Source organism: Arthrobacter sp. AIWTK1, assembly GCF_056680535.1.
Genome location: NZ_CM155287.1, coordinates 1,136,512 through 1,159,707, shown reverse-complemented (window position 1 = coordinate 1,159,707; position 23,196 = coordinate 1,136,512). Strand labels below are relative to the sequence as shown.

The 23,196-nt window shown below is 63.2% G+C and carries 15 protein-coding genes, 3 rRNA genes and 1 pseudogene; 9 read left to right on the top strand and 10 right to left on the bottom strand.

Going from position 1 to position 23,196, the window contains the following annotated elements:
- Positions 1–72 precede the first annotated feature (72 nt).
- Positions 73–396, top strand: coding sequence for a PAS domain S-box protein (locus tag AC1MDG_RS05440; RefSeq protein ID WP_479808001.1), 324 nt, complete (start codon positions 73–75; stop codon positions 394–396).
- A gap of 56 nt (positions 397–452) precedes the next feature.
- On the top strand, positions 453–2,219 hold the full coding sequence (locus AC1MDG_RS05435; protein WP_479808000.1) for a putative bifunctional diguanylate cyclase/phosphodiesterase: 1,767 nt from the start codon (positions 453–455) through the stop codon (positions 2,217–2,219).
- 20 nt (positions 2,220–2,239) lie between these two features.
- Here the strand turns inward: AC1MDG_RS05435 and AC1MDG_RS05430 are convergent, their stop codons facing one another.
- The 5 genes from AC1MDG_RS05430 to AC1MDG_RS05410 all read right to left on the bottom strand — a co-directional run bounded on the left by AC1MDG_RS05430 (position 2,240) and on the right by AC1MDG_RS05410 (position 9,498).
- Positions 2,240–2,524: a hypothetical protein gene (locus AC1MDG_RS05430; protein ID WP_479807999.1), complete on the bottom strand. Its 285-nt coding sequence runs from the start codon at positions 2,522–2,524 to the stop codon at positions 2,240–2,242.
- A 312-nt stretch (positions 2,525–2,836) separates the two neighbouring features.
- On the bottom strand, positions 2,837–3,676 hold the full coding sequence (locus AC1MDG_RS05425; protein WP_479807998.1) for an SDR family NAD(P)-dependent oxidoreductase: 840 nt from the start codon (positions 3,674–3,676) through the stop codon (positions 2,837–2,839).
- A gap of 309 nt (positions 3,677–3,985) precedes the next feature.
- Positions 3,986–4,102 (bottom strand): 5S ribosomal RNA (gene rrf, locus AC1MDG_RS05420).
- Between the two features lie 210 nt (positions 4,103–4,312).
- Positions 4,313–7,438: ribosomal RNA gene (locus AC1MDG_RS05415) — 23S ribosomal RNA — on the bottom strand.
- Positions 7,439–7,974: 536 nt separating this feature from the next.
- Positions 7,975–9,498: ribosomal RNA gene (locus AC1MDG_RS05410) — 16S ribosomal RNA — on the bottom strand.
- The 16S, 23S and 5S rRNA genes sit together here, the layout of an rRNA operon.
- Positions 9,499–10,260: 762 nt before the next feature.
- Between AC1MDG_RS05410 and AC1MDG_RS05405 the strand changes: the two genes are divergently transcribed.
- Positions 10,261–11,154, top strand: coding sequence for an SDR family oxidoreductase (locus AC1MDG_RS05405; RefSeq protein WP_479807997.1), 894 nt, complete (start codon positions 10,261–10,263; stop codon positions 11,152–11,154).
- Positions 11,155–11,283: 129 nt separating this feature from the next.
- Here AC1MDG_RS05405 and AC1MDG_RS05400 read toward each other — a convergent pair whose 3' ends face one another.
- On the bottom strand, positions 11,284–12,039 hold the full coding sequence (locus tag AC1MDG_RS05400) for a ZIP family metal transporter (RefSeq protein ID WP_479807996.1): 756 nt from the start codon (positions 12,037–12,039) through the stop codon (positions 11,284–11,286).
- Positions 12,040–12,355: 316 nt separating this feature from the next.
- On the opposite strand from AC1MDG_RS05400, the gene AC1MDG_RS05395 reads away from it, so the two are divergent.
- Genes AC1MDG_RS05395 through AC1MDG_RS05380 form a run of 4 tightly spaced genes read left to right on the top strand, consistent with a single transcriptional unit; the run spans position 12,356 to position 19,116 of the window.
- Positions 12,356–13,798 carry a DUF3375 domain-containing protein gene (locus tag AC1MDG_RS05395; protein ID WP_479807995.1) on the top strand — a complete coding sequence of 481 codons (1,443 nt, stop codon included), beginning with the start codon at positions 12,356–12,358 and terminating at the stop codon, positions 13,796–13,798.
- Entirely contained in the window at positions 13,795–14,436 is a 642-nt protein-coding gene (locus tag AC1MDG_RS05390; protein WP_479807994.1) for a DUF4194 domain-containing protein, read from the top strand. The genes AC1MDG_RS05395 and AC1MDG_RS05390 overlap by 4 nt, the downstream gene beginning before the upstream one ends.
- A complete protein-coding gene (locus tag AC1MDG_RS05385; protein WP_479807993.1) occupies positions 14,433–17,837 on the top strand; it encodes an ATP-binding protein in 3,405 nt (1,134 codons plus the stop codon). Before AC1MDG_RS05390 ends, AC1MDG_RS05385 begins: the two co-directional genes overlap by 4 nt.
- Positions 17,827–19,116, top strand: a complete 1,290-nt coding sequence (locus AC1MDG_RS05380) for a Wadjet anti-phage system protein JetD domain-containing protein (RefSeq protein ID WP_479807992.1) — start codon at positions 17,827–17,829, stop codon at positions 19,114–19,116. The genes AC1MDG_RS05385 and AC1MDG_RS05380 overlap by 11 nt, the downstream gene beginning before the upstream one ends.
- Before the next feature lie 40 nt (positions 19,117–19,156).
- On the opposite strand, the pseudogene AC1MDG_RS05375 reads toward AC1MDG_RS05380, so the two are convergent.
- Positions 19,157–19,249, bottom strand: a pseudogene (locus AC1MDG_RS05375) (VOC family protein); the annotation flags it as partial.
- Between the two features lie 111 nt (positions 19,250–19,360).
- On the opposite strand from AC1MDG_RS05375, the gene AC1MDG_RS05370 reads away from it, so the two are divergent.
- Positions 19,361–20,602, top strand: coding sequence for a flavin-containing monooxygenase (locus tag AC1MDG_RS05370; protein ID WP_479807991.1), 1,242 nt, complete (start codon positions 19,361–19,363; stop codon positions 20,600–20,602).
- 76 nt (positions 20,603–20,678) lie between these two features.
- Here AC1MDG_RS05370 and AC1MDG_RS05365 read toward each other — a convergent pair whose 3' ends face one another.
- Together AC1MDG_RS05365 and AC1MDG_RS05360 are read right to left on the bottom strand one after the other, a co-directional pair.
- Positions 20,679–21,470, bottom strand: a complete 792-nt coding sequence (locus AC1MDG_RS05365) for a hypothetical protein (protein ID WP_479807990.1) — start codon at positions 21,468–21,470, stop codon at positions 20,679–20,681.
- Between the two features lie 33 nt (positions 21,471–21,503).
- Complete coding sequence (locus tag AC1MDG_RS05360; RefSeq protein WP_479807989.1) at positions 21,504–21,770, bottom strand: hypothetical protein; 267 nt, start codon at positions 21,768–21,770, stop codon at positions 21,504–21,506.
- A gap of 178 nt (positions 21,771–21,948) precedes the next feature.
- Between AC1MDG_RS05360 and AC1MDG_RS05355 the strand changes: the two genes are divergently transcribed.
- Positions 21,949–22,548 carry an HNH endonuclease gene (locus AC1MDG_RS05355; protein ID WP_479807988.1) on the top strand — a complete coding sequence of 200 codons (600 nt, stop codon included), beginning with the start codon at positions 21,949–21,951 and terminating at the stop codon, positions 22,546–22,548.
- 77 nt (positions 22,549–22,625) lie between these two features.
- Here AC1MDG_RS05355 and AC1MDG_RS05350 read toward each other — a convergent pair whose 3' ends face one another.
- Positions 22,626–23,123, bottom strand: coding sequence for a hypothetical protein (locus AC1MDG_RS05350; protein ID WP_479807987.1), 498 nt, complete (start codon positions 23,121–23,123; stop codon positions 22,626–22,628).
- Between the last annotated feature and the right edge of the window lie 73 nt (positions 23,124–23,196).

The window sequence follows — 23,196 nt, the reverse complement described above, 5'->3', positions numbered from 1 at the left end:
GCTCTATGATGTGCGGAAGGGAGGACATTCAAGGCAGCAAGTACGGTCTCATGTTGTCTTTAGGGTGCTGTGATGGCGCTGCAGGGAAGCCCGGATCCGGGGGCAGTTTCAGGCCAGGATTACCAGGCCATCATTGATTCGCTGCCCGACCCCCTGCTGGTGCTGGCCCAGGACGGCACTGTAGTGCTCATGAACCCTGCCGCTGAACGCGTGTTCGGTTACTCACGGCAGGAACTGGTGGGCCATGACCACCGGATCATTCTCGCCGAAGGGTACCGGCTGGGATTCCAGCGTTTCTTCAAGGCCCTTCGCGCCGGGGCCCGGAGTCCAGCTACGGTTCACCGTTGGAGGAGTACGGGCTCCGGAAGGACGGCACGGAATTCAAGGGCGAGATAGCGTGCGGCCTCCTGGATATAGCCGCCGGTCTTTGCATGTCCGTGTCAGTGCGGGATATGACCCATCGCGAAGAACCCGACGACGGGTTGCGCGAGGCGATGTCCCTGCTGAGCGCCACCCTCGAATCCACGGCTGACGGGATCCTCGTTGTAGATACGGGTGGCCAGATCGCCGGTGTGAACGAGCAGTTCGTGTCCATGTGGGGCATTCCGCGCGAGTTGTTGGCAACCCATGACGACGAAGCAGTGATCAGCTACGTGCTCGGGCTGCTGAAAGGGCCCCAAAGCTTTCTTGACAAGGTCCGTGATCTCTACGAGCACCCCTTGGCCGAGAGCAACGACATCCTGGAATTTACTGACGGCCGGACCTTCGAGCGGTATTCACGCCCCCAAAAAGTGGCTGACAAAGTGGTGGGCCGGGTGTGGAGCTTCCGCGACGTCACCCCGCGGCTGGCTGCCCAGGACCAGGCAAGGCAGGCCCTGGCCGACCTCGCCGAGCAGGCGGAACAGCTCAAGGCACTGGCGTTCCAGGACCCGCTGACCGGCCTTGCCAACCGGAAACTGTTCCACGACCAGCTTGCTGAATCTCTCCGCGGCAATAGGTCCGGAACCGTGGACGTCCTGCTCCTTGACCTGGACGATTTCAAGGAAGTCAATGACATCCTGGGGCACCATGCCGGCGACGAGATGCTGACAGAAGTGGCGCGCAGGCTGCGGTCCTGCGTCCGGCCCGACGACACCGTGGCCCGCCTGGGCGGAGATGAGTTCGTAGTGCTGCTGACGGATTCCCCTGAACCCGATGACGTAGCGGAATCCATCGTGGCCTCCTTGAATGTACCCATGTGGATCGACGGGACCATGCTCCGTCCTAGCCTCAGCCTGGGCCTGGCGTCAGCGAGCCAGGACGTGGTGGCGGCCTCCGAGCTGCTCCGCCGGGCTGACGTAGCCATGTACGCTGCGAAGGCCGCGGGCAAGAACCGGTACATGCGGTTCGAGAAGCATATGATGACGGCGTTGGTCCAGCGTACGGACATGGAGGCCGGCCTCCGGCTTGCCGTGGACTCCGGGCAGATCACTGTCCACTACCAGCCGGTGATTTCGCCGAATCTCGGTGAAGTGGTGCAGTTTGAAGCCCTGGCCCGATGGAGGCGTGACGGGGAGCTGGTTCCGCCCGGACAGTTCATTCCGACGGCGGAGCGCAGCGGCCTGATCTCGGCCATTGGCATGCAGGTCATGCGGCACAGTTTTGTGGAGCTGCAGCCATGGCTCGCCGGGGACGCCGCGCGCTCCGTGGCTGTCAATATCTCGGGGGTGCAGCTGAAGGACTGCACGTTTGCTGAGAGGGTCCTGCGGCTGGCGGCGTCCTGCGCCACGGATCCGCGGCAGCTGGTGCTGGAGGTGACGGAGAGCGTCTTCTTTGATCCGGATGCCCATGTGATCAGGCAACTGGACCTGCTCCGCGACGCAGGCGTGCGGGTGGCGCTGGATGATTTCGGCACCGGATACTCCTCGCTGGGGCGGCTCCAGGAACTTCCGGTGGACGCGGTGAAGATCGACCGTTCCTTCGTCTCGATGGTCCGGACCGGAGCGGAGAAACTGCCCATCCTGAACTCCATGATCAACATGGCCCACAGCCTGGGCCTGACGGTGACAGCGGAAGGAATCGAGACCGCTGCCCAGGCCAATTACCTGACCAACCTGGATTGCGACTCCTTGCAGGGCTATCTCTTCTCCCACCCGGAACCGGAGTCCGGCCTGGAGCTCGCGCTGCTCCGCTCGGCAGATGCCATCGATCAGATGCGGGGCATTCGTCTCGAGGGCTGAGTGCTTCAGCGAACAGTGCACTACTTGTCGAGTCCTTCGACCACATCAATTCCGGTCAGGTCGTAACAGGCCTGACGCAGAGCCGCGAGATACCCCATGGTCTCTGCCGACGCCGGCTGATCGCTGGGATATAAGATCTGGCCCCAGAGAATCCGGGTGGCGATGCCGGATTGGACCCGGATTTCTGGAGGAGCCGCCGCCGTAGCTTCCTCCAGGGGCGTCATGGCTTCCCCGGCTGAGACGATGCCTTCATCGATAACCCTGAAGCCCTGTTTCCATACAGCGCAGACTTCCTCGACGCTCATGGTTGGAGATGCCGGCGCTAGCGTTTGGGGGCCGGGAGCGGGCCTCTGAACGATCATGCCTGAGTCGCCGAAGCCCGGGTCCCTAACCACCGGGGCTTTGTCAGACGCGGCAGTGGTCGCTGGGACGGACTCCTGATCGGACAGTGGAGCAGGCGCTGCCACAGGTAGTGAGCACCCGGCCAGCCCTACTACGGTGGTAATAATCAGCGCGGCGATGAACTTCTTCATGGATCCCCCTCATAGCGAATGTCACCACGCTACGAGGGGTCTGCGGCAAGCAGAACGGAGGCAAGTCCCTATGTGGATAACCGATCAGCTTCGCTGGTTGAGCTTGTCGGTGCTGACCAGCGCTTCGCTGCGGTCCCAGAGTTGCCGCGCCAGCTCGGCGTCGTAGGCCTGCTTGTTGGCTTTGGCCAGCGTGCGCTTGGCGTAGTACGCACCGGAGACCCAGTCCTGCCCAGGCTTGGCGGTTGCGAGCCACACGAGGGTATCTGCGCCCTGCTCCGGGGTGAGCATGAACCGCTTGATGAAAGTCTTGTAGGCGAACCGGAACCAACTGGTGGATTCTGCCGCGAAGTTCGTGGCCACGCCGCCCGGGTGGAATGCGGCCGTGGAAATGCCGGCGGCGCTATAACGATGGTGCAGCTCGGTGGTGAACAGAATGTTCTCGAGCTTGGCCGTGCCGTAGGCCTTGTTGGTGGAGTACTTGCCGGCGGCGTCAAGGTCGTTAATGTCCACGTATCCGAATGCGTTCGCCGCGCTCGATGTGTTGATCACCGTCGCTTTGCTTGCCGTCAGGACATCCATCAGCTCAGTCGTCAGCAGGAATGGCCCCAGGTGGTTCACCTGGAAAGTCTTCTCGTGGCCATCCACCGTCAACTCGCGCTTGCCCATGATCCCGCCGGCATTGTTCGCCAGGACGTCGATCCGCGGATACTTCTCCATCAGCTGACCAGCCAGGGTGCGCACTTGAGACAGGTCCGCAAAGTCGCTGACAAAAAAGTCAGAGCCGATCTCCTGCGCCACCGCTTGAGTCTTCTCCGCCGAACGCCCGACGACGACCACCCGATCCCCTGCCTTGGCCAGCGTCCGTGCGGCGGAGGCACCAATGCCGTCGCTAGCCCCGGTGATAACGATGGTGCGTGCAGTCATGAAGTGTCTCCCATTCGATGATGGAGTTCGCCGCTACCCGGCGTACCAAACCAGTGAGTACAACGACGGCGGAACGGCTGGTGTTCCTCCCCCTTGCGACGCTCTCTCGGTTGTGGCGGGTTTTTCGCGGACGCTCTCTCGGTTGTGGCGGAGGTTCGACGGCGGTGGCCGGCCCGGGTGCCCCGGGCCAGGGCCCCGGTAGTGAGAGAGGGTCGCTTGGAAGGGGGCCTTAAGAGGGTGCTGGTGTGGTGTGGTGGTTAAAGTGGGAGAGCCCCAACCGTGTGGTTGGGGCTCTCGACCTGAATGGTGTTCCGGCGGTGACCTACTCTCCCACACCCTCCCGGGTGCAGTACCATCGGCGCTGTGGGTCTTAGCTTCCGGGTTCGGAATGGGACCGGGCGTTTCCCCCACGCTATGACCGCCGTAACCCTTGCTCCACAACCCTGGCGGGTCGGGAAATTCTGTGGTTACAACATGCTCTGCCTGGTAGGGCAGTTGTGGTGTTGTTATGTAATTATCGGTTCTCAAGCAACGGGTTTGTTGGTTGGGAACCACATAGTGGACGCAAGCAGTCTTGTTATCTTTTTACCAGTGCTTGGTGTGAACGTCTTTTGAATGCCGTTCACGCAGTGGTGTGTGGTGTAAGTTATCGGCCTATTAGTACCGGTCAGCTTCACGAGTCGTTAGTCCTCGCTTCCACATCCGGCCTATCAACCCAGTGGTCTGGCTGGGGGCCTCTCACACACAAGGTGTATGGAAATCTCATCTCGAAGCGAGCTTCCCGCTTAGATGCTTTCAGCGGTTATCCCATCCGAACGTAGCTAATCAGCGGTGCACTTGGCAGTACAACTGACACACCAGAGGTTCGTCCGTCCCGGTCCTCTCGTACTAAGGACAGCCCTTCTCAAATTTCCTGCGCGCGCAGCGGATAGGGACCGAACTGTCTCACGACGTTCTAAACCCAGCTCGCGTACCGCTTTAATGGGCGAACAGCCCAACCCTTGGGACCTACTCCAGCCCCAGGATGCGACGAGCCGACATCGAGGTGCCAAACCATGCCGTCGATATGGACTCTTGGGCAAGATCAGCCTGTTATCCCCGAGGTACCTTTTATCCGTTGAGCGACGGCCATTCCACAATGTACCGCCGGATCACTAGTCCCGACTTTCGTCCCTGCTCGAGATGTCTCTCTCACAGTCAAGCTCCCTTGTGCACTTACACTCGACACCTGATTGCCAACCAGGCTGAGGGAACCTTTGGGCGCCTCCGTTACTTTTTAGGAGGCAACCGCCCCAGTTAAACTACCCATCAGGCACTGTCCCTGACCCGGATTACGGGCCGAAGTTAGATGTCCAAAGTGACCAGAGTGGTATTTCAACGATGACTCCACCCGAACTGGCGTCCGGGCTTCAACGTCTCCCACCTATCCTACACAAGCCACTCCGAACACCAATACCAAACTATAGTAAAGGTCTCGGGGTCTTTCCGTCCTGCTGCGCGTAACGAGCATCTTTACTCGTACTGCAATTTCGCCGAGTTTATGGTTGAGACAGCGGGGAAGTCGTTACTCCATTCGTGCAGGTCGGAACTTACCCGACAAGGAATTTCGCTACCTTAGGATGGTTATAGTTACCACCGCCGTTTACTGGGGCTTAAATTCTCAGCTTCGCCTTGCGGCTAACCGGTCCTCTTAACCTTCCAGCACCGGGCAGGAGTCAGTCCGTATACATCGTCTTGCGACTTCGCACGGACCTGTGTTTTTAGTAAACAGTCGCTTCCCCCTGGTCTCTGCGGCCCCGATCCCCTCCGGACAGCATGTGTCCATCAAGGTTGGGGCCCCCCTTCTCCCGAAGTTACGGGGGCATTTTGCCGAGTTCCTTAACCATAATTCTCTCGATCGCCTTAGTATTCTCTACCTGATCACCTGTGTCGGTTTGGGGTACGGGCGGCTAAAACCTCGCGTCGATGCTTTTCTAGGCAGCATAGGATCACCGAATCCCCCCCTACGGGGGTCCCGTCAGGTCTCAGGCATCATGAACGGCGGATTTGCCTACCGTTCGCCCTACATCCTTGGACCGGGACAACCATCGCCCGGCTCGGCTACCTTCCTGCGTCACACCTGTTAATACGCTTACCTCCCAGGATCAGGTCCCGCGCTCCACCAAAAACCGCACACCACAAGGGTGATTGGTCAGGTCTCGGGCGGTTAGTATCCCCTGTTCAGCATGGGCGGTTTTTCGCCGGTACGGGAATATCAACCCGTTGTCCATCGACTACGCCTGTCGGCCTCGCCTTAGGTCCCGACTTACCCAGGGCAGATTAGCTTGACCCTGGAACCCTTGATCATTCGGCGGACGGGTTTCTCACCCGTCTTTCGCTACTCATGCCTGCATTCTCACTCGTGTAGGCTCCACCGCTGGTTTACACCGCGACTTCACTGCCCACACGACGCTCCCCTACCCATCCACACTCCTGAACCACAAAGGCTTGGATAAAATGTGAATGCCACAACTTCGGCGGTGTACTTGAGCCCCGCTACATTGTCGGCGCGGAATCACTTGACCAGTGAGCTATTACGCACTCTTTTAAGGATGGCTGCTTCTAAGCCAACCTCCTGGTTGTCTTCGCAACTCCACATCCTTTCCCACTTAGCACACGCTTAGGGGCCTTAGTTGGTGGTCTGGGCTGTTTCCCTCTCGACTATGAAGCTTATCCCCCACAGTCTCACTGCTGCGCTCTCACTTACCGGCATTCGGAGTTTGGCTGACGTCAGTAACCTTGTAGGGCCCATTAGCCATCCAGTAGCTCTACCTCCGGTAAGAAACACGCAACGCTGCACCTAAATGCATTTCGGGGAGAACCAGCTATCACGAAGTTTGATTGGCCTTTCACCCCTACCCACAGCTCATCCCCTCCATTTTCAACTGAAGTGGGTTCGGTCCTCCACGACGTCTTACCGTCGCTTCAACCTGGCCATGGGTAGATCACTTCGCTTCGGGTCTAGATCACGCCACTGCAACGCCCTATTCAGACTCGCTTTCGCTACGGCTGCCCCACACGGGTTAACCTCGCGACGTAACACTAACTCGCAGGCTCATTCTTCAAAAGGCACGCCGTCACCAGAATCAGACTGGCTCCGACGGATTGTAAGCACACGGTTTCAGGTACTGTTTCACTCCCCTCCCGGGGTACTTTTCACCTTTCCCTCACGGTACTGGTCCGCTATCGGTCATTAGGGAGTATTTAGGCTTATCAGGTGGTCCTGACAGATTCGCACGGGATTTCTCGGGCCCCGTGCTACTTGGGATACTCTCCAGGCGGTACACAACATTACGGTTACGGGGCTCACACCCTCTCTGGCCGGCCTTTCAAGACCGTTCACCTATGCCTGCACATCACACCCCACTGTCCCGGCAGAGACAGAACGGAAAGTCCCACAACCCCGACCATGCAACGCCCGCCGGCTATCACACATGGAACGGTTTAGCCTGATCCGCGTTCGCTCGCCACTACTAACGGAATCACTATTGTTTTCTCTTCCTGCGGGTACTGAGATGTTTCACTTCCCCGCGTTCCCTCCACGCACCCTATGTGTTCAGATGCGGGTCACCAGGTAACTCGCGTCCCTGGCGGGGTTTCCCCATTCGGACACCCTGGGATCACAGTCCGGTTATCGACTCCCCCAGGCTTATCGCAGATTCCTACGTCCTTCTTCGGCTCCTAATGCCAAGGCATCCACCGTGTGCTCTTAAAAACTTGACCACAAAAGATCAATCAGAAATTTTCGAGAGAACCACAGAAACCAACCACACCCAACAACCACCCCCCGCCCCGAAAGACAAGGAATCATCATCACGCGCAGCCAGATCCAGGTTCATATTCTTGGAAATTGCTTCTTATAAAAGATGCTCGCGTCCACTATGTAGTTCTCAAACAACAACCCCGTACCACACACCCCACACACCCAAACAGTGCATGCTCGCTGCAGCCGGGAAACCAGAAACAAACAAGTACCAGGATCAACCCCGCAAAGGGAGATCATGGTCCTGTTGCCTCAGGACCCAACAGTGTGCCAAACACTAAACCGCACCAACTCCGCCCCCGCCGTTCCAGGACACCCTGCTCCACAAGAGAGCAGCACATCCGTACTGGGCAAGGACAAAACCATGCGGCCGCTATTTGTTGATATTCCACCCGTGAGCACCCGCCGCAGAACTAGCGTCTGCGCAACGGGCGTACTCCTGACAACCCCCGAACACTCACATACATGAGGCAGGGTGATTGTAGGTGCTCCTTAGAAAGGAGGTGATCCAGCCGCACCTTCCGGTACGGCTACCTTGTTACGACTTAGTCCCAATCGCCAGTCCCACCTTCGACAGCTCCCTCCCACAAGGGGTTAGGCCACCGGCTTCGGGTGTTACCAACTTTCGTGACTTGACGGGCGGTGTGTACAAGGCCCGGGAACGTATTCACCGCAGCGTTGCTGATCTGCGATTACTAGCGACTCCGACTTCATGGGGTCGAGTTGCAGACCCCAATCCGAACTGAGACCGGCTTTTTGGGATTAGCTCCACCTCACAGTATCGCAACCCTTTGTACCGGCCATTGTAGCATGCGTGAAGCCCAAGACATAAGGGGCATGATGATTTGACGTCGTCCCCACCTTCCTCCGAGTTGACCCCGGCAGTCTCCCATGAGTCCCCGCCATTACGCGCTGGCAACATGGAACGAGGGTTGCGCTCGTTGCGGGACTTAACCCAACATCTCACGACACGAGCTGACGACAACCATGCACCACCTGTGAACCGGCCCCAAAGGGGAAGGACTGTTTCCAGCCCGGTCCGGCCCATGTCAAGCCTTGGTAAGGTTCTTCGCGTTGCATCGAATTAATCCGCATGCTCCGCCGCTTGTGCGGGCCCCCGTCAATTCCTTTGAGTTTTAGCCTTGCGGCCGTACTCCCCAGGCGGGGCACTTAATGCGTTAGCTACGGCGCGGAAAACGTGGAATGTCCCCCACACCTAGTGCCCAACGTTTACGGCATGGACTACCAGGGTATCTAATCCTGTTCGCTCCCCATGCTTTCGCTCCTCAGCGTCAGTTAATGCCCAGAGACCTGCCTTCGCCATCGGTGTTCCTCCTGATATCTGCGCATTTCACCGCTACACCAGGAATTCCAGTCTCCCCTACATCACTCTAGTCTGCCCGTACCCACCGCAGATCCGGAGTTGAGCCCCGGACTTTCACGGCAGACGCGACAAACCGCCTACGAGCTCTTTACGCCCAATAATTCCGGATAACGCTTGCGCCCTACGTATTACCGCGGCTGCTGGCACGTAGTTAGCCGGCGCTTCTTCTGCAGGTACCGTCACTTTCGCTTCTTCCCTACTGAAAGAGGTTTACAACCCGAAGGCCGTCATCCCTCACGCGGCGTCGCTGCATCAGGCTTTCGCCCATTGTGCAATATTCCCCACTGCTGCCTCCCGTAGGAGTCTGGGCCGTGTCTCAGTCCCAGTGTGGCCGGTCACCCTCTCAGGCCGGCTACCCGTCGTCGCCTTGGTGAGCCATTACCTCACCAACAAGCTGATAGGCCGCGAGTCCATCCAAAACCACAAAAAGCTTTCCACCCCCCACCATGCGATGAGGAGTCATATCCGGTATTAGACCCAGTTTCCCAGGCTTATCCCAGAGTTAAGGGCAGGTTACTCACGTGTTACTCACCCGTTCGCCACTAATCCCCCAGCAAGCTGGGATCATCGTTCGACTTGCATGTGTTAAGCACGCCGCCAGCGTTCATCCTGAGCCAGGATCAAACTCTCCGTTGAAGTAAAACAAAAACAGACACAACCAGGCACCACGGGAAAACGCGGAACCAGGCTGCACAAAATTTGAAACCAGCCAAAAACACCAGACCATCCACGGGGTGGACAATCCAGCACATTCAACCAATCCATAAAATAAATTGGTATCAACAAACTTGGCACACTATTGAGTTCTCAAACAACAGACACACCCGGCACCACCACAACTTCACAGCCGTGGATCGCTCCGGAGCAACTTTTCTAAGTTACCCGATCCCGGATCGCTTTGCAAACCGGCGTTTCCGCCATCCACAAGCACCACAGGAAGGGTCCCCACCCGGTTTCCGCACGCCATCACAGCGCCGTTTTTCAGGCCATTCAGAAAGGGGGTCGGTCGCTATCTTTCCGCATCAGCGGCGGCGACTCGAATTACTTTACACGCCCACAGCACCCCACACAAATCCACCCCCCAACACGCAGAACACACCGAAAAACCCCCGCAACGGCGGGGGCTACGGGGGCTACGGGTCCCCCGTAAGTCAGCATTCCGCCGTCGGACGTTTTTGTGGAGCCCATCACACCGGCAGTTGCGCCGGCGCACCACGTGCCACACGCCGCAGCGGAACGTGCCAACCCCACCTGCGCGCCCCCGGCAGCCCGCCCTCGTTGCGACTCGCACACACCCTCGTTAGGGTGAATTGGTAAGCATGCTTAGCATGCGTCGGGGCCGGCCATCTGGCACCGACCGACTGTCCGTGTTGAGAGCAACCCTTCCGGAGGAGCACCATGACCGACCAGTACACGTTCAAGAACCCCGTGACGGCCTACGAGCACATTGAGCCGCCCAAACAGCACCAGCCCGAGCCCGGCCTAGACGCGAAGCTGACACCGAAGGCAGACCTGGGTGAGGACACCTACCGCGGCACCGGAAGGCTGGAGGGTCGCAAGGCGCTTGTCACCGGCGCGGATTCCGGGATCGGCGCCGCCACGGCGATCGCCTTCGCACGGGAGGGTGCCGACGTCGTGCTTTCCTACCTGCCGGAGGAGGAAGAAGATGCCGAACGGATCGCAAACCTGATCGAGAAGGCGGGCCGCAAAGCCGTCAGGGCTCCCGGCGACCTGAAGGACGCGGCCGTGTGCCGCGAGCTGGTGGACACGGCGGTGCGCGAACTCGGCGGCTTGGACATCCTGGTGAACAACGCCGGCAAGCAGGTGGCCCAGGAGGACATCGGGGAGATCAGCGATGAGCAGTTCGACCACACGCTGAAGACCAACGTCTATGCGATGTTCTGGCTGACCAAGGCGGCAGTGCCGCACCTGCCTGCCGGATCCACCATTATCAACACCACGTCCATCCAGGCCTACAACCCGTCACCCACGCTGGTGGATTACGCCACCACGAAGGCAAGCATCAACAACTTCACCAAGGGCCTGGCGCAGCAGCTCGCTCCGAAGGGAATCCGCGTCAATGCCGTGGCGCCCGGGCCGATCTGGACTCCGCTTCAGGTCAGCAGCGGTCAGCCGAAGGAGGCCCTGCCCGAGTTCGGTAAGGACACTCCTCTGGGCCGCGCCGGCCAGCCGGCCGAACTCGCGCCGGCCTATGTATTCCTGGCGTCGGCCGAGTCCAGCTACGTGGTGGGCGAAACGCTGAACGTCAACGGCGGCAGCCCCACGCCGTAGGCGCCGCACTGTCCGCAGCAGCGGTGGCCGTCCCGGTGGCGGTCACCGCTGCGACCGGTCACTGCGGCCGCCGCACCCGGGACCCACTGCGGCCGCCGCACCCGGGACCCGCCGTCGGAAGCGGCAGCGCTACCCGCCCACGTGGTGGATCGTGAAGGCGGACAGGAATCCCACAGACGCAACGAGTCCGGTGAGGTTGTGGTGCTCTTCGAAGGCCTCCGGGATCATGGTGTCCGCCAGCATGGCCAGGATGCCGCCGGCCGCAACGGCGGTGATGAACGCTACGGCTTCGTCGGGCGCGTTCTCCAGTGCCGTATAGCCCAGCAGGGACGCCAGGCCGCAGAGCACCGCGATGCCGCCCCAGACGCCGAAAACATACCCGGCGCTGCGGCCGGCTTTCTTCATGCCCGCCGTGCTGGAGAGGCCTTCGGGAACGTTGGAGATGAAGACGGCGGCGAGCATCGCGGGGCTGACCGCGCCGGCGCTGATGAGTCCCAGGCCCAGGACCACGGATTCCGGGATGCCGTCCAGGAGGGCGCCGACGGCGATGGCCGTGCCGCTGCCGGGGCTGTCCTTCTCGGTGGGCTGCTGGCCTTTGGACCGTTTGCGGTGTTTGGCGCCGGAGCGTGCCAGCAGGGCGTTGGCGCTGACGTACACCACGGCCCCGGCAAGGAATCCGGCCGCCGTGGGCCACAGCCCGCCGCCGTCCACTGCCTCGTCCACCAGTTCGAAGGCGAGTGCGGAGATGAGCACGCCGGCGCCGAAGGCCATGATGGAGGAAACCAGCTTCGCGGGGATGGTCCACGTCCACGACAGCCAGGAACCCAGCACCAGTGCGCCGCCAGCCAGGGTTCCCCAGAACATGGCCTGCACCCACATCGGCATGCGTCCCACCTTCCGCGGCCGCTAAGCCTGGCTCAAAACTAAGAGCGCCGGGCGCTGAGCCGCCCGGACACCTCCAGTATTGTTGCAGATTCCGGCGGTGAATCCGTCCAGCAGCGCGGGACAGCCGGAAAAGTGACGAACGACGCCGGTAGCCGGGTTGCGCTGCCGGCGGCAGCACAGGCGCTCTTTCTCCCCGCCAGGCCGAAGCAAGCCGAGACGTCATCCGCCGGCTCGCATTCCCCTCCTAAGATGTCTGTGGTGGCATATAAGTTAGGGCTAGCGACCGGCCGCCGTAAAAAACCACCGCAGGGGCACCATGGACTACTACGCAATCAATGCACTGCGTGAGAACCACGCAGGATGGTCTCTGCTCCGCGCACAGAATGCCCCGCTCGCCATCGCGTTTTTTATGGCGGCGTTCACCGAACCCAACCAGCGGGATATTGGCCGCCAGGACCTGATCGACACCCTGGATGATGTGCTGTTCGGGCTGCGTGAAACCTACGGCGATGACAAGTTCCCGCGCCAGGCCTCGGAATACCTGGACGACTGGGCCGCCCCGGAACGGGCGTGGCTGCGGAAATACTACGTTCCCGGGCAGGACGAGCCGCGCTACGACCTCACTGCGACGGCGGAGGACGTGGTCCGGTGGGTGGAGAGCCTGCCCGGCCGTGACTTCGTGGCCACCCAGTCGCGGCTGACCAGCATCTTCGCCGTGCTCAAGCAGCTCGTCCAGCAGTCAGAAACGGACCCGGAAGTCCGGCTCGCGGAACTCCAGCGCCAGCGCGACGGGATCGACGCCGAGATGCAGCGGATCCGCGACGGCCACGTCAAGGTGATGAGCGGGCCGGAAGCGCTGGACCACTTCCAGCAGCTCACCGCCCTCGCCAAGGATCTGCTGGCGGACTTCCGGGAGGTCGAACAAAACTTCCGGAAACTGGACCGCCAGGTCCGGGAACAGATCGCCACCTGGGACGGCACACAGGGCGAGCTGCTGGAGTCGATCTTCGCCAACCAGCAGGACATCAGCGGCTCCCTCCAGGGCCGCACTTTCCAGGGTTTCTGGGACTACCTCATGTCCCCGCAGCTGCGCACCGAACTGCGGGACTTGCTGCAGCGGGCCACGCAGATCGATGCCCTCGCCAAACTGGATAACCTCCACGCAGTGGCGAACCTCCACCAGGACTGGCTGCCCGCCGTCGAACAGACGCAGGCCACTGTCCGGCAGCTGTCCCAGCAAATGCGCCGGCTCCTGGATGACAAGGTGTTCCTGGAGAACAAGCGCATCATGCAGCTGGTCCGCAGCATTGAAGCCGGCGCCCTCGCCACGCGCTCCGAGGCACCGCCGGGAGTCTTTATGGACATAGCCGCTCAGTCCGTGGATGTCGCACTGCCCTTTGAACGTCCCCTGTATGAGCCCAGCCGGCGGATCATGGTGGACGACGTCGTGGTGGCCGCAAACGATGCCGAGGTGGACGCCGCCGCCCTCTTTAGCCAGTTCCATGTGGACACGGAAAGGCTCAAGTCCAACATCGACGCCGTCCTCGCGGGAGCCGAGCAGGCCACTCTGGGCGACATCACCGAGGCCTACCCGCTCTCCCAGGGACTGGCCGAGATCGTGGCCTATTACCAGCTCGCCACCGAATCGGACTGGGCATCCATCAGCCCGGAGCGGACCCAGCAGTTGTCCTGGCAGCTCCCGGACGGCAGCACCCGGGAAGCCACCGTTGAACAGATTGTCTTTGTGAGGCCCGCATGAACCACACTGATACACCGGCAACGAACGCGCCCGAAGAACTTCCCGGCGTCGTGACCAAGCTCTTCAAAGGCGTGGTGTACGCCGAGTCGGACGAGAAGGTCTGGCAGTCGCTGCTGGGCCTGTCCTCCCACGTCCGCGACTACGTGGCAGTTCTGGGCCTGGACCTCATCCTGGATGAATCCGAGGGCTACGCATTCCTGAAATCGCGTGAGGACCCGGACGGTACGTTGCCAAGGCTGATCCCCCGGCGACCGCTGACCTTCAACGTCAGCCTGCTCCTGGCGCTGCTCCGCGGCCGGATGCTGGAATTCGACACCAACAGCAGCGAGCTCCGCCTCATCATGACCGAACAGGACATCGCAGACATGGTCGCCGTCTTCCTGCCAGAATCCAGCAACGAGGCCAGGATCCTGGACCAGCTCGGCACCAACATTAAAAAAGTGGTGGAACTGGGCTTCCTGCGCAAACTCCGCAACCAGCCCGGCGCCTACGAGGTGGCCCGCATCCTCAAGGCCTACGTTGACGCCCAGTGGCTGGAAGAGTTCGACGCGCGGCTGGCCGATTACCGCGCCTCCCTCACCGGCGCGGGCACGGGCACCGCTTCGGGGCCCGACACGACGGAAGGAAACCTCCCGTGAGCACCCAGTTGACCGACCAGCAGGACATGCTATTCAGCCTCGATGAAAAAGCGGACGACGCCGGTACTCCCCCGGGCTTCCGGCTGCACCGTTTGGAGCTGCTCAACTGGGGTACGTTCCACCGGGAGGTCCGTACGTTCCGGCTGGACGGATCCAACAGCCTGCTGACCGGCGACATCGGTTCCGGCAAGTCAACGGTGGTGGACGCCATCACCACGCTGCTGCTGCCGGCCAACAGGATCGAGTACAACAAGGCCGCGGGTGCACAGAAGAAGGAACGCACCCTGATGTCCTATGTGCGCGGCTTCCACAAGAGCACCCGCAGCACCGGCGGCGAATACTCCAAGCCGGTGGCGCTGCGCGGCACCGGCAAACTGTCAGTGGTGCTGGGCGTCTTCCACAACGCCGTCCTCGGCAAATCGATCACGCTGGCGATCAGCCTGTGGGCCACGCAGGAAGCAGGCCAGCCCAGCCGCTTCTACTCGCTGATGGAGGGCGAGCAGTCCATCGCCGGGGACTTCGCCAACTTCGGTCAGGACCCCGCGAAGCTGAAGAAGCAGCTCCGGGCGGCCGGCGCCTCCATCCACGACACGTTCGAGCCCTACGCAGCAGCCTTCAAAAGGCAGTTCGGCATCAGCGGCAACCAGGCCATGGAGCTGTTCCACCGCACGGTGTCCATGAAGCAGGTGGAAAACATCACCAACTTCGTGCGCACCAACATGCTCGAAGAAGATGACGTCCAGGCCCGGATCGGCAACCTCATCCACCATTTCGACGATCTGAAGAAGGCCCACGACGCCGTCCTCCGGGCCAAGGACCAGATCGCGCTGCTGACGCCCATCACCCAGGGCGCCGCCCAGCACACCAGTCTGAGCGCCGAAGATGAATTCGCTCGCCGGCAGCGGGACCAGCTGCACCCCTGGTTCACGGACCGGAAGCTGCAGCTCAGCCTCGAGCACCAGGCAGAACTGCACAGCACCGGCGTCCGGCTGCAGGAGGACAGCGGCAAGCTCGCCACCGAAATCACCCAGCTCCGGCTCGACCTGGCGGCTGTCAAGGAGGACATCCGCAGCAACGGCGGCGGACGGCTGGCCGCCATCGAGGCCGAAGCCGCGCGGCTGGGCGAGGAGTCTAGGGCGCAGCGGGCGCGGTTTGACAAGTACGCAGAGGCAGCGGCAGACCTTGGTCTTCAGGCCCCGGCGGACCGCGTGCTGTTCGACGCCAACCGGGCACGGCTCGCCGAAGTCGAAATAGAGCTCGCCGCCAAGGCCGACGAGCTGCAGGACAGCCGCACCGAGCTCACCATGACGCGCACGGCGCTCACCAGCCGCGCCACCGACATCGCCGCTGAGCTGACCAGCCTGCAGTCCCGGCCCAACCTGCTGCCGCGCCCCCAACTGGAGCTCCGCCGTCGGCTGTGTGACGGGACCGGAATCCGGGAGTCCGAGCTGCCGTACGCCGGCGAGCTGCTGCGCGTCCGCGACGGCGAAGCGGCGTGGGAAGGCGCTGCCGAGCGCACCCTGCGGGGTTTTGCACTCTCGCTCCTGGTTCCGTCGGAACACTACGCTGCGGTGAGCGGCTGGGTGGACGGCAACAACCTGCGCGGCCGGCTGGTGTACCTGAAGATCGGCGAGTCGTACGCGCCGAAGCCGGCCGAAGCGGGCACCCTTGCCGCGAAAATCGCCATCAAACAGGGAACGCCGTTCCGTGACTTCCTGCTGGATGAGCTCAGCAGCCGCTTCGACTATTTCTGCTGCGACACCCTCGAGGATTTCCGCCGACGCTCCAAGGCCCTCACCGCCAACGGCCAGCTCAAGGGCGGGCGCGGGCGGCACGAAAAGGACGACCGGCAGGACCTCTCGGACCGCCGCAATTACGTCCTCGGCTGGGACAACCACGACAAGATCAGCCGCTTCCGCGCCGAACAGGACGACCTCCAGGGGCAGCTCAGCGTGGTGGCCGGCCAGCTCTCGCGGGTCAACGCTTCCCTGGGCGCCGTCGGCCGGCAGAACCAGCAGCTGGGGACCATCGGCTCGGTGTCGGACTTCGCAGAGGTCAGCTGGCAGCTCACCGCGCGGCGCATTGAGGACCTCAAGGCGGAGAAGACCCAGCTGGAATCCACCAGCGATGTACTCCGGGAGCTCACGGCGAAGGAAACCGAGATTTCCGGGACCCTGGACCGCCTTCAAACGCGGGCCGACGACGTCCAGCGCCGGATCGGCTCCAATGAGGGTGCGGCCAAGGACATCGCCGAGGCGATCGCGGACTGCCGTGACGTCCTCAAGGAAACCCCGTTGACGGGCGACGGCGCGGTGCTGGCTGCCGTGGCCCGCCTTGCCGGCGCAGAACTCGCCGGCAAAACGCTCACCTACAAGAACACCGGCACTGTGGAAAGTGCGGTCCGATCCGGGCTGACGGACAGCATCGATGCGCTTTCCAAACAGATCGCGCGTGCCGCGGAAAAGACTGTCCGGCTCATGGCCGAGTTCCGGAACACGTACCCGAACGAGACGGTCGAGATCGACGCCGCCCTCGAGGCAGCCGGCGACTTCGCCAAGCTCCTGGAGCAGCTCGTCAGCAACGACCTCCCCCGGTTCGAGGCCCATTTCAAGGAATCGCTGAACCAAAACACCATCCATGAGGTGGTGGCCTTCAACGCTTTCCTGGACAGCCGCCGCCAGGACATCGTGAACCGGATCTGCGAAATCAACCTTTCCCTGGCCGGGATCGAGTACAACTCCGGCCGGCACATCCAGCTGGAGCACCAGAACAGCACCGACCTGGACGTCCGGCAGTTCGGGATGGACCTGCGGGCCTGTTCGGAAGGGACCATCGGCGACGATGACCAGTATTCCGAGCAGAAGTACCTGCAGGTTGCCCGGCTGATTGAACGCTTCCGCGGCCGGGACGGCTACACCACCCTCGATGAACGATGGACGGCCAAGGTCACGGACGTCCGGAATTGGTTCACGTTCTCCGCTTCGGAAAAGTGGACCGAGACCGGCGAGGAGTTTGAGCATTTCACGGACTCCGGTGGAAAGTCCGGCGGCCAAAAGGAGAAGCTCGCCTACACCATTCTGGCTGCCGCCCTCGCGTTCCAGTTCGGGCTCGCGTCCGGCAAGGGCGCCGGAAAGAACGCCGGGAGCGGACGTAGCTTCCGGTTCGTCGTGATTGATGAGGCGTTCGGCCGCGGCTCCGATGAGTCGGCGCGGTACGGGCTGGAGCTGTTCCAGCGGATGAAGCTGCAGTTGCTTATCGTGACTCCGTTGCAGAAGATCCATGTGATCGAGCCGTTTGTGTCCCACGTGGGATTCGTGGCCAACGTCAATGGCGACGATTCGCAGCTGCGTAACATGACCATCCAGGAATACCGGGACGAACGGGACCGGCGTGCCGACTGAGGGGCCAGGGGCACGGACCAGCCCGCGGACCAGCGGCTGGACCACGCTGGCAATGCTCCGCGCTCTGTCGTTGAAGGCCTGGGACAGCGGGGCGCTGCTGCGCGAACTGCTGGAACCTACCGGTGCATATCCCCGCCGCCGCCCGCTAAAACGTCCGACGGCGGCCGGCCTCCGGACGGACTACGCCGCCGCACATGCGTGGGCAAGCGAATTGTTCGTGGCTGCCGGGCGCTACACGCTGGAGACCGCCGACGTCGGGCGGACCACCATCGGTTCCAACCGGCTGCCCGCCGCAGCGGTGTTCGAGTCGGTCGACGACGAGATCGCCTTCGTCGGTAAGACCCGTGATGCGGCCCGGTTCCGGGAACTCGCGGACGAATTGTCGGCGTTGGATCCGGCACTTCGCCAGTGGGCGTGGAAGCGGCCGCTTCAGCTACTGGCGCTGGAAGAAGCTGCGCTGACAGCCGGGCGCGTGGCCCTCTGGTTACTCAGCACCCCGGCGCCCGGAATATACGTGCGGCAGCTGAGCCTGCCCGGCGTGCACACCAAGTTCCTGGAGACCCATCGGCGGGTGGTGGACGAGATGGCCGCAGCGCTGAAGGCGACCATGCCCAGCGAGCCGACGGCCGAAGAACAGACGGACGCCGTCCTGGGCAATGCAGAACCGGGCGATGCCGTCCTCGGCAACGCAGCAGCCCGCACACCGGCGGGGCGTTTTGCTGAACGCCACGGCTTCATCCATCCGCCTGAACTGGTCCGGTTCCGAATGCTGGACCCGGAGATTCCGCTCCTGGGCGACGCCCGCGACGTCACGGTAACCGCGGACGCCTTCCGCACTTTACGTTTGCCGGTCCGCACGGTGGTCGTCACCGAAAACCTCGTCAACTTCCTGGCCCTGCCGGAGCGGCCCGGTGCTTTGGCCCTCTTCGGTGCGGGCTACGGTTTTTCCGCGCTGCGTGACGCGGCCTGGCTTCAGGACTGCGAGGTCCTCTATTGGGGTGACCTGGACACCCACGGCTTCCGCATCCTGGACCAACTGAGGGCAGCCCATCCGCATGTGGGAAGTGTGCTGATGGACCGGGCAACCCTGCTGGAACACCGCGATGCGTGGGGCTCGGAACCGACGCCTGCAACGGCCGCACTTACGCGGCTGACGGCAGAGGAGTCTGAGCTTTATCAGTCTCTCGCTGACGGCGAGTTCGGTTCGGCTGTCCGCCTGGAGCAGGAGCTGATTGGCTGGGACTGGGCGCTGGCGCGGCTTCTGCCGCGAGGAAACTAACAGCGTTTGCTGGCCAACTGCGCGTGCAACTGTGCGTCGCTCACGGGCCGGGCTCGTACCCGATGAGCCAGTGAAGTCCGTGGCGATCCATGACCTGGCCGTCAGAAGCTCCCCAAGACTTCGGTGAAAGGGGCCGACCACTCTTCCGTGACAAACGCGGACTCCAGAGTTGTGCCGCAGCCCGTCACGGACGGAAGCCCCAATACCCCCTTGAAACCTTCCCGGCCCGGCGTATGGTTTTTTCATGGGACCGATTCTGGACACCCTAGTGATCGGCGCGGGGCAGGCCGGCCTGGCGACCAGCTACTGGCTGAGCCGTGCCGGCGTCGAACATCAATTGCTGGAGCGGCGTGCCGCCCTGGGCGGCGCCTGGCAGGACCGCTGGGATGCGTTCTGCCTCAACACACCGAACTTCTCGCTGGATTTGCCGGGCAGGCCGTATGACGGTGCTGAGCCGGACGCCTTTATGCCGCGGGACGAGCTGATCGGGTACTTCCGGAACTATGCGGAGCGCATCGGCGCGCCGGTGAGCACCGGCACGGACGTCACCCGGATCGTGGCGGAGGACGGCGGCTTCCGCGTGGACACCACCGAGGGCATCCGGCGGGCGCGCAACGTGGTGCTGGCCACCGGCGCCTACCAGAAACCGAAAGTCCCTGCTTTCGCCGCAGATCTGCCGGGGCACATCGTGCAACTGCACACCCATGACTACCGCCACCCGGGCCAGCTGCCGGACGGTGCCGTCCTGATCGTGGGCACCGGCCAGTCCGGTGGGCAGGTGGCCGAGGACCTGCTGTCGGCGGGCCGCGAAGTCCATCTGGCCGTGTCCGCCTGCCCGGAGGCACCCCGCCGGTACCGCGGCAAGGACGCGATCCACTGGATGATCCAGATCGGCCTGCACGGCCCGGAGTACGGGCTGAACGGCCTCACCGTAGAGCAGCTGCCCTCCCCCGCGGCGCGGTTCATGTGCAACCCGCTGCTCTCCGGCGCCGACGGCGGCCACGACATCCACCTGCGCGACCTCGGCCGCCGCGGCGTCCGGCTGCACGGCCACCTGGAAGCAGCCGACGACGGCGGACTCACCTTCAGCGACGACCTTCCGGAGCGCCTGGCTATTGTCGAGGCCGGGTTCCGCCAACGCCTGCAGCCGATGTTCGACGCCTACATTGCCGCGGCGGGGATCCCGGCACCGGAGGCCGATCCGCCGCGCCAGGACCACTGGCTGCCGTCCGAGCCCGCCCGGCTGGACCTGGGCGCCGCAAACATCATGTCCGTCCTCTGGGCCACCGGGTACCGGCTCGACTTCGGCATCCTGGACATACCCGTGCTGGACGAGTGGAACTATCCCCGGCACCACCGCGGAATCACCGAGCACCCTGGCCTGTACGTCGTGGGGCTGCCGTGGCTGAACGGGCATTGGTCGGCCATCGTGGCGGGCGTCGGCCGGGATGCCGCGTATGTTGCGGAGCACATCGCGGCGCGCTGATGCGGCCGGCGGCCCGCGGCTGCTGGTGGCCCCGCGGCCCGGCGGCCCCGCGGCGTACAACGGCAGCCAGCGGCGGCTACTTCGCGCAGAGGCCGCCGAAGTCTGCGGGTGCCGCCAGTCCGGCCGAGCTGAACCAGTCCCTGGCCCATGTCTGGACCGACGGCCGGGCGAGCTGTTCGGCCACGAGTTCCGGAGGGCCGTCGAACACCGCTTTTCCCTCTTCCGCCTGGTCCCCGGTGCCGCTGCCGGCGAGCAGCCCGAAGAGGACCGGCTGGTCCACGAAGGGAAGCTTCCCGCCGTCGCCGTCGGTCAGAACGCCCCAGCGTGAGGTGAACAGCGAGAAGTCCTCCGGACGCTCGCCGCGGTCGAGCGCGAGCGGGCAGGCGCCGCCGTCGAGCTGGATCCGCCGGTAGTTGGGCTCGGTTTCGTCCAGTGCCGTCAGCTGGAGGTCGTCCAGCCAGGACACCCACACCCCGGTGCGCTCCCCAGGCCGGGGGTAGGGAGCGGCGGCAATGTAGCCGCCACTGCTCACGTGGGCAGAGTGGCCGACGGCGATGTTGTGGAGCCGCCCGCGGACCAGCGGCAGCACCGGACTGACAGGCTGGTGGTAGGCGGCGAACTTCCGGCGCATCACGTCGGCACTGGCATTCGAGCCGATGGAGACCACCATTGATCGGCACTCCAGCGGTGCCGCGTTGGCCCGCGCGAGGGCTTCATCCAGGCCGGATGAGGGCTCAAGCGGCAGAAAACCGTCGGCGCCCATGACGCCCGAGGTCTCGGGCGGATCCCACGGATACAGCAGCGGATCGAGCCGGCCGGTGCCGGCGGGCCGGCCCGGTTCGGAGCGCAATCCTCTGCTCGGTGCCATGCTCAGCCTTCTTCGTGGTGCGGGGCGGTGGAGTCAGTCGCCCATGCCGGGGTGGACGGGCACGAACTCGATTTTGTTTCCGGAGCTGGTTTTCTTCTTCGGCGAGCGCGAGTATCCCCTGGCGTCCAGGTGGTTCTGCGCGCGGTATTCGGCCAGGGCGGCGTCATAGGCCTTGTTGAGCCTGCCGCCGGAGAGTTCCTCCGTGGTACCGTCCGCAAAGGTGACGGTGATCCGGACGCTTTCCGGGAAGTGCCGGTTCATCCGGATGAAGCCGTCGGCGTCCTGCTGGAGATTGATCAAAGTGTGGTCCGCTTTCGTGGGTGGTGTGACTTCCAGTGTCCCGCACTTTCGGGCGTGGTGGGGCCAGAACCGTACGGAAAGGCACGACGGCGGTGCGGGGCCCGGCGTGCCGGCGCCCTGACGGCCCCGCCGGTACGATCTGTCTCACTGGCTGCCGCACCGGCTTCGTCAACGGAGCATGTTTGATTGGGGGATCAAGATGGTGGAACTGAAGCGCATTTACTGGACACGCCAGGGGCTCCGGCTGCTGGTGCTGCTCGCGGGACTCTGGCTTTTCGCCTCGGCCTACCTTGCACTCACGCCGGGTGCGGCGAAGCCGGTCCCCGCCCAGCCGGCGACGACTGTCTCCGCCGTGCTGCAGCAAACGTTCGGCGGCGTCCTGCCGGCCATGGCCGGCCCGGGCGTGCTGCTCGCCGTGCTGGTGGTCGTCTCCATCATCATGCAAAGCCGGGACGTCCGACGCCGGGACCCGGTCCGCCGTTTCACCCGCCAGCAGCGCCGCGAGGGGATGGCGCGCGCGGACGGGCAATGCGAAATGGAAGGCGCGTTTCGACGGCGGTGCTCGCGCCCCGCGGAACATGGCGACCATTTCTACCCGTGGTCCAAGGGAGGTGCCACGTCCTTGAAGAACTTTGTGGCCGCCTGCAGCAGCTGCAACCGTGCGAAGGGCGCCCGGATCCCTTCGCCGGGGCAGCAAGCGCGGCTGCAGGACCGCCGTCGTTATTACATCGCCCGTGAAGAAGCGGTTCTGGCAGGTGAGCGGCGGGCGCTGGATTAAAACAACCCAAGACCCGGTTGGGGGAACCGGGTCTTGGGCATTGCGGGGACCGGCTCAGCGGCTCCCCCGGGCGGGCGTCAGTTCGACATTGAAGTGACGCCGCTGTAGTGCCAGCCGGTGTACGGGGACCAGACGCCGTTGCTGCCTTCCTGGAAGCTGACTTTCTGGTAGAGCTCCTCGTTGCCGATCTCGCCGTCCACCAGGGTGCGTACGTTGTGGAGGGTCACGGTGCCGCTGTACTGGTTGAGGTGGCGGCTGAAGTTGGTGGTGCCCAGATGGTCGTCGGGGTTGGGCCAATCGTCCTGCTCCCAGCGCTGCTGGGTGATGTTGACGTAGCGGTCCGTATTGCAGTGGACCTGGATCTGGTAGTCCACCAGCTTCACGCCGGACGAATTGAACCCGGCGAACGCCGGCCGGAGCGGGGTGACCGAGCAGGCGTAGTTGGTGCCGGCGGCCTGGGCCGGGGCGGCCAGGGCGAAGGGTGCTGCGACCATGCCCAGTCCAAGGGCGGCCACCACGGCTGCCTTGCTGCGGCGGGAGGTGCGGGACTTCTTGGTGCTTGATGCGTTGAACACGGGGGTTCTCCTGAGGGAAAGATGCTGTGTGTGTGGGGTGGTTTGCCCGGCGATTCCGGGCTTCGGATCCGCC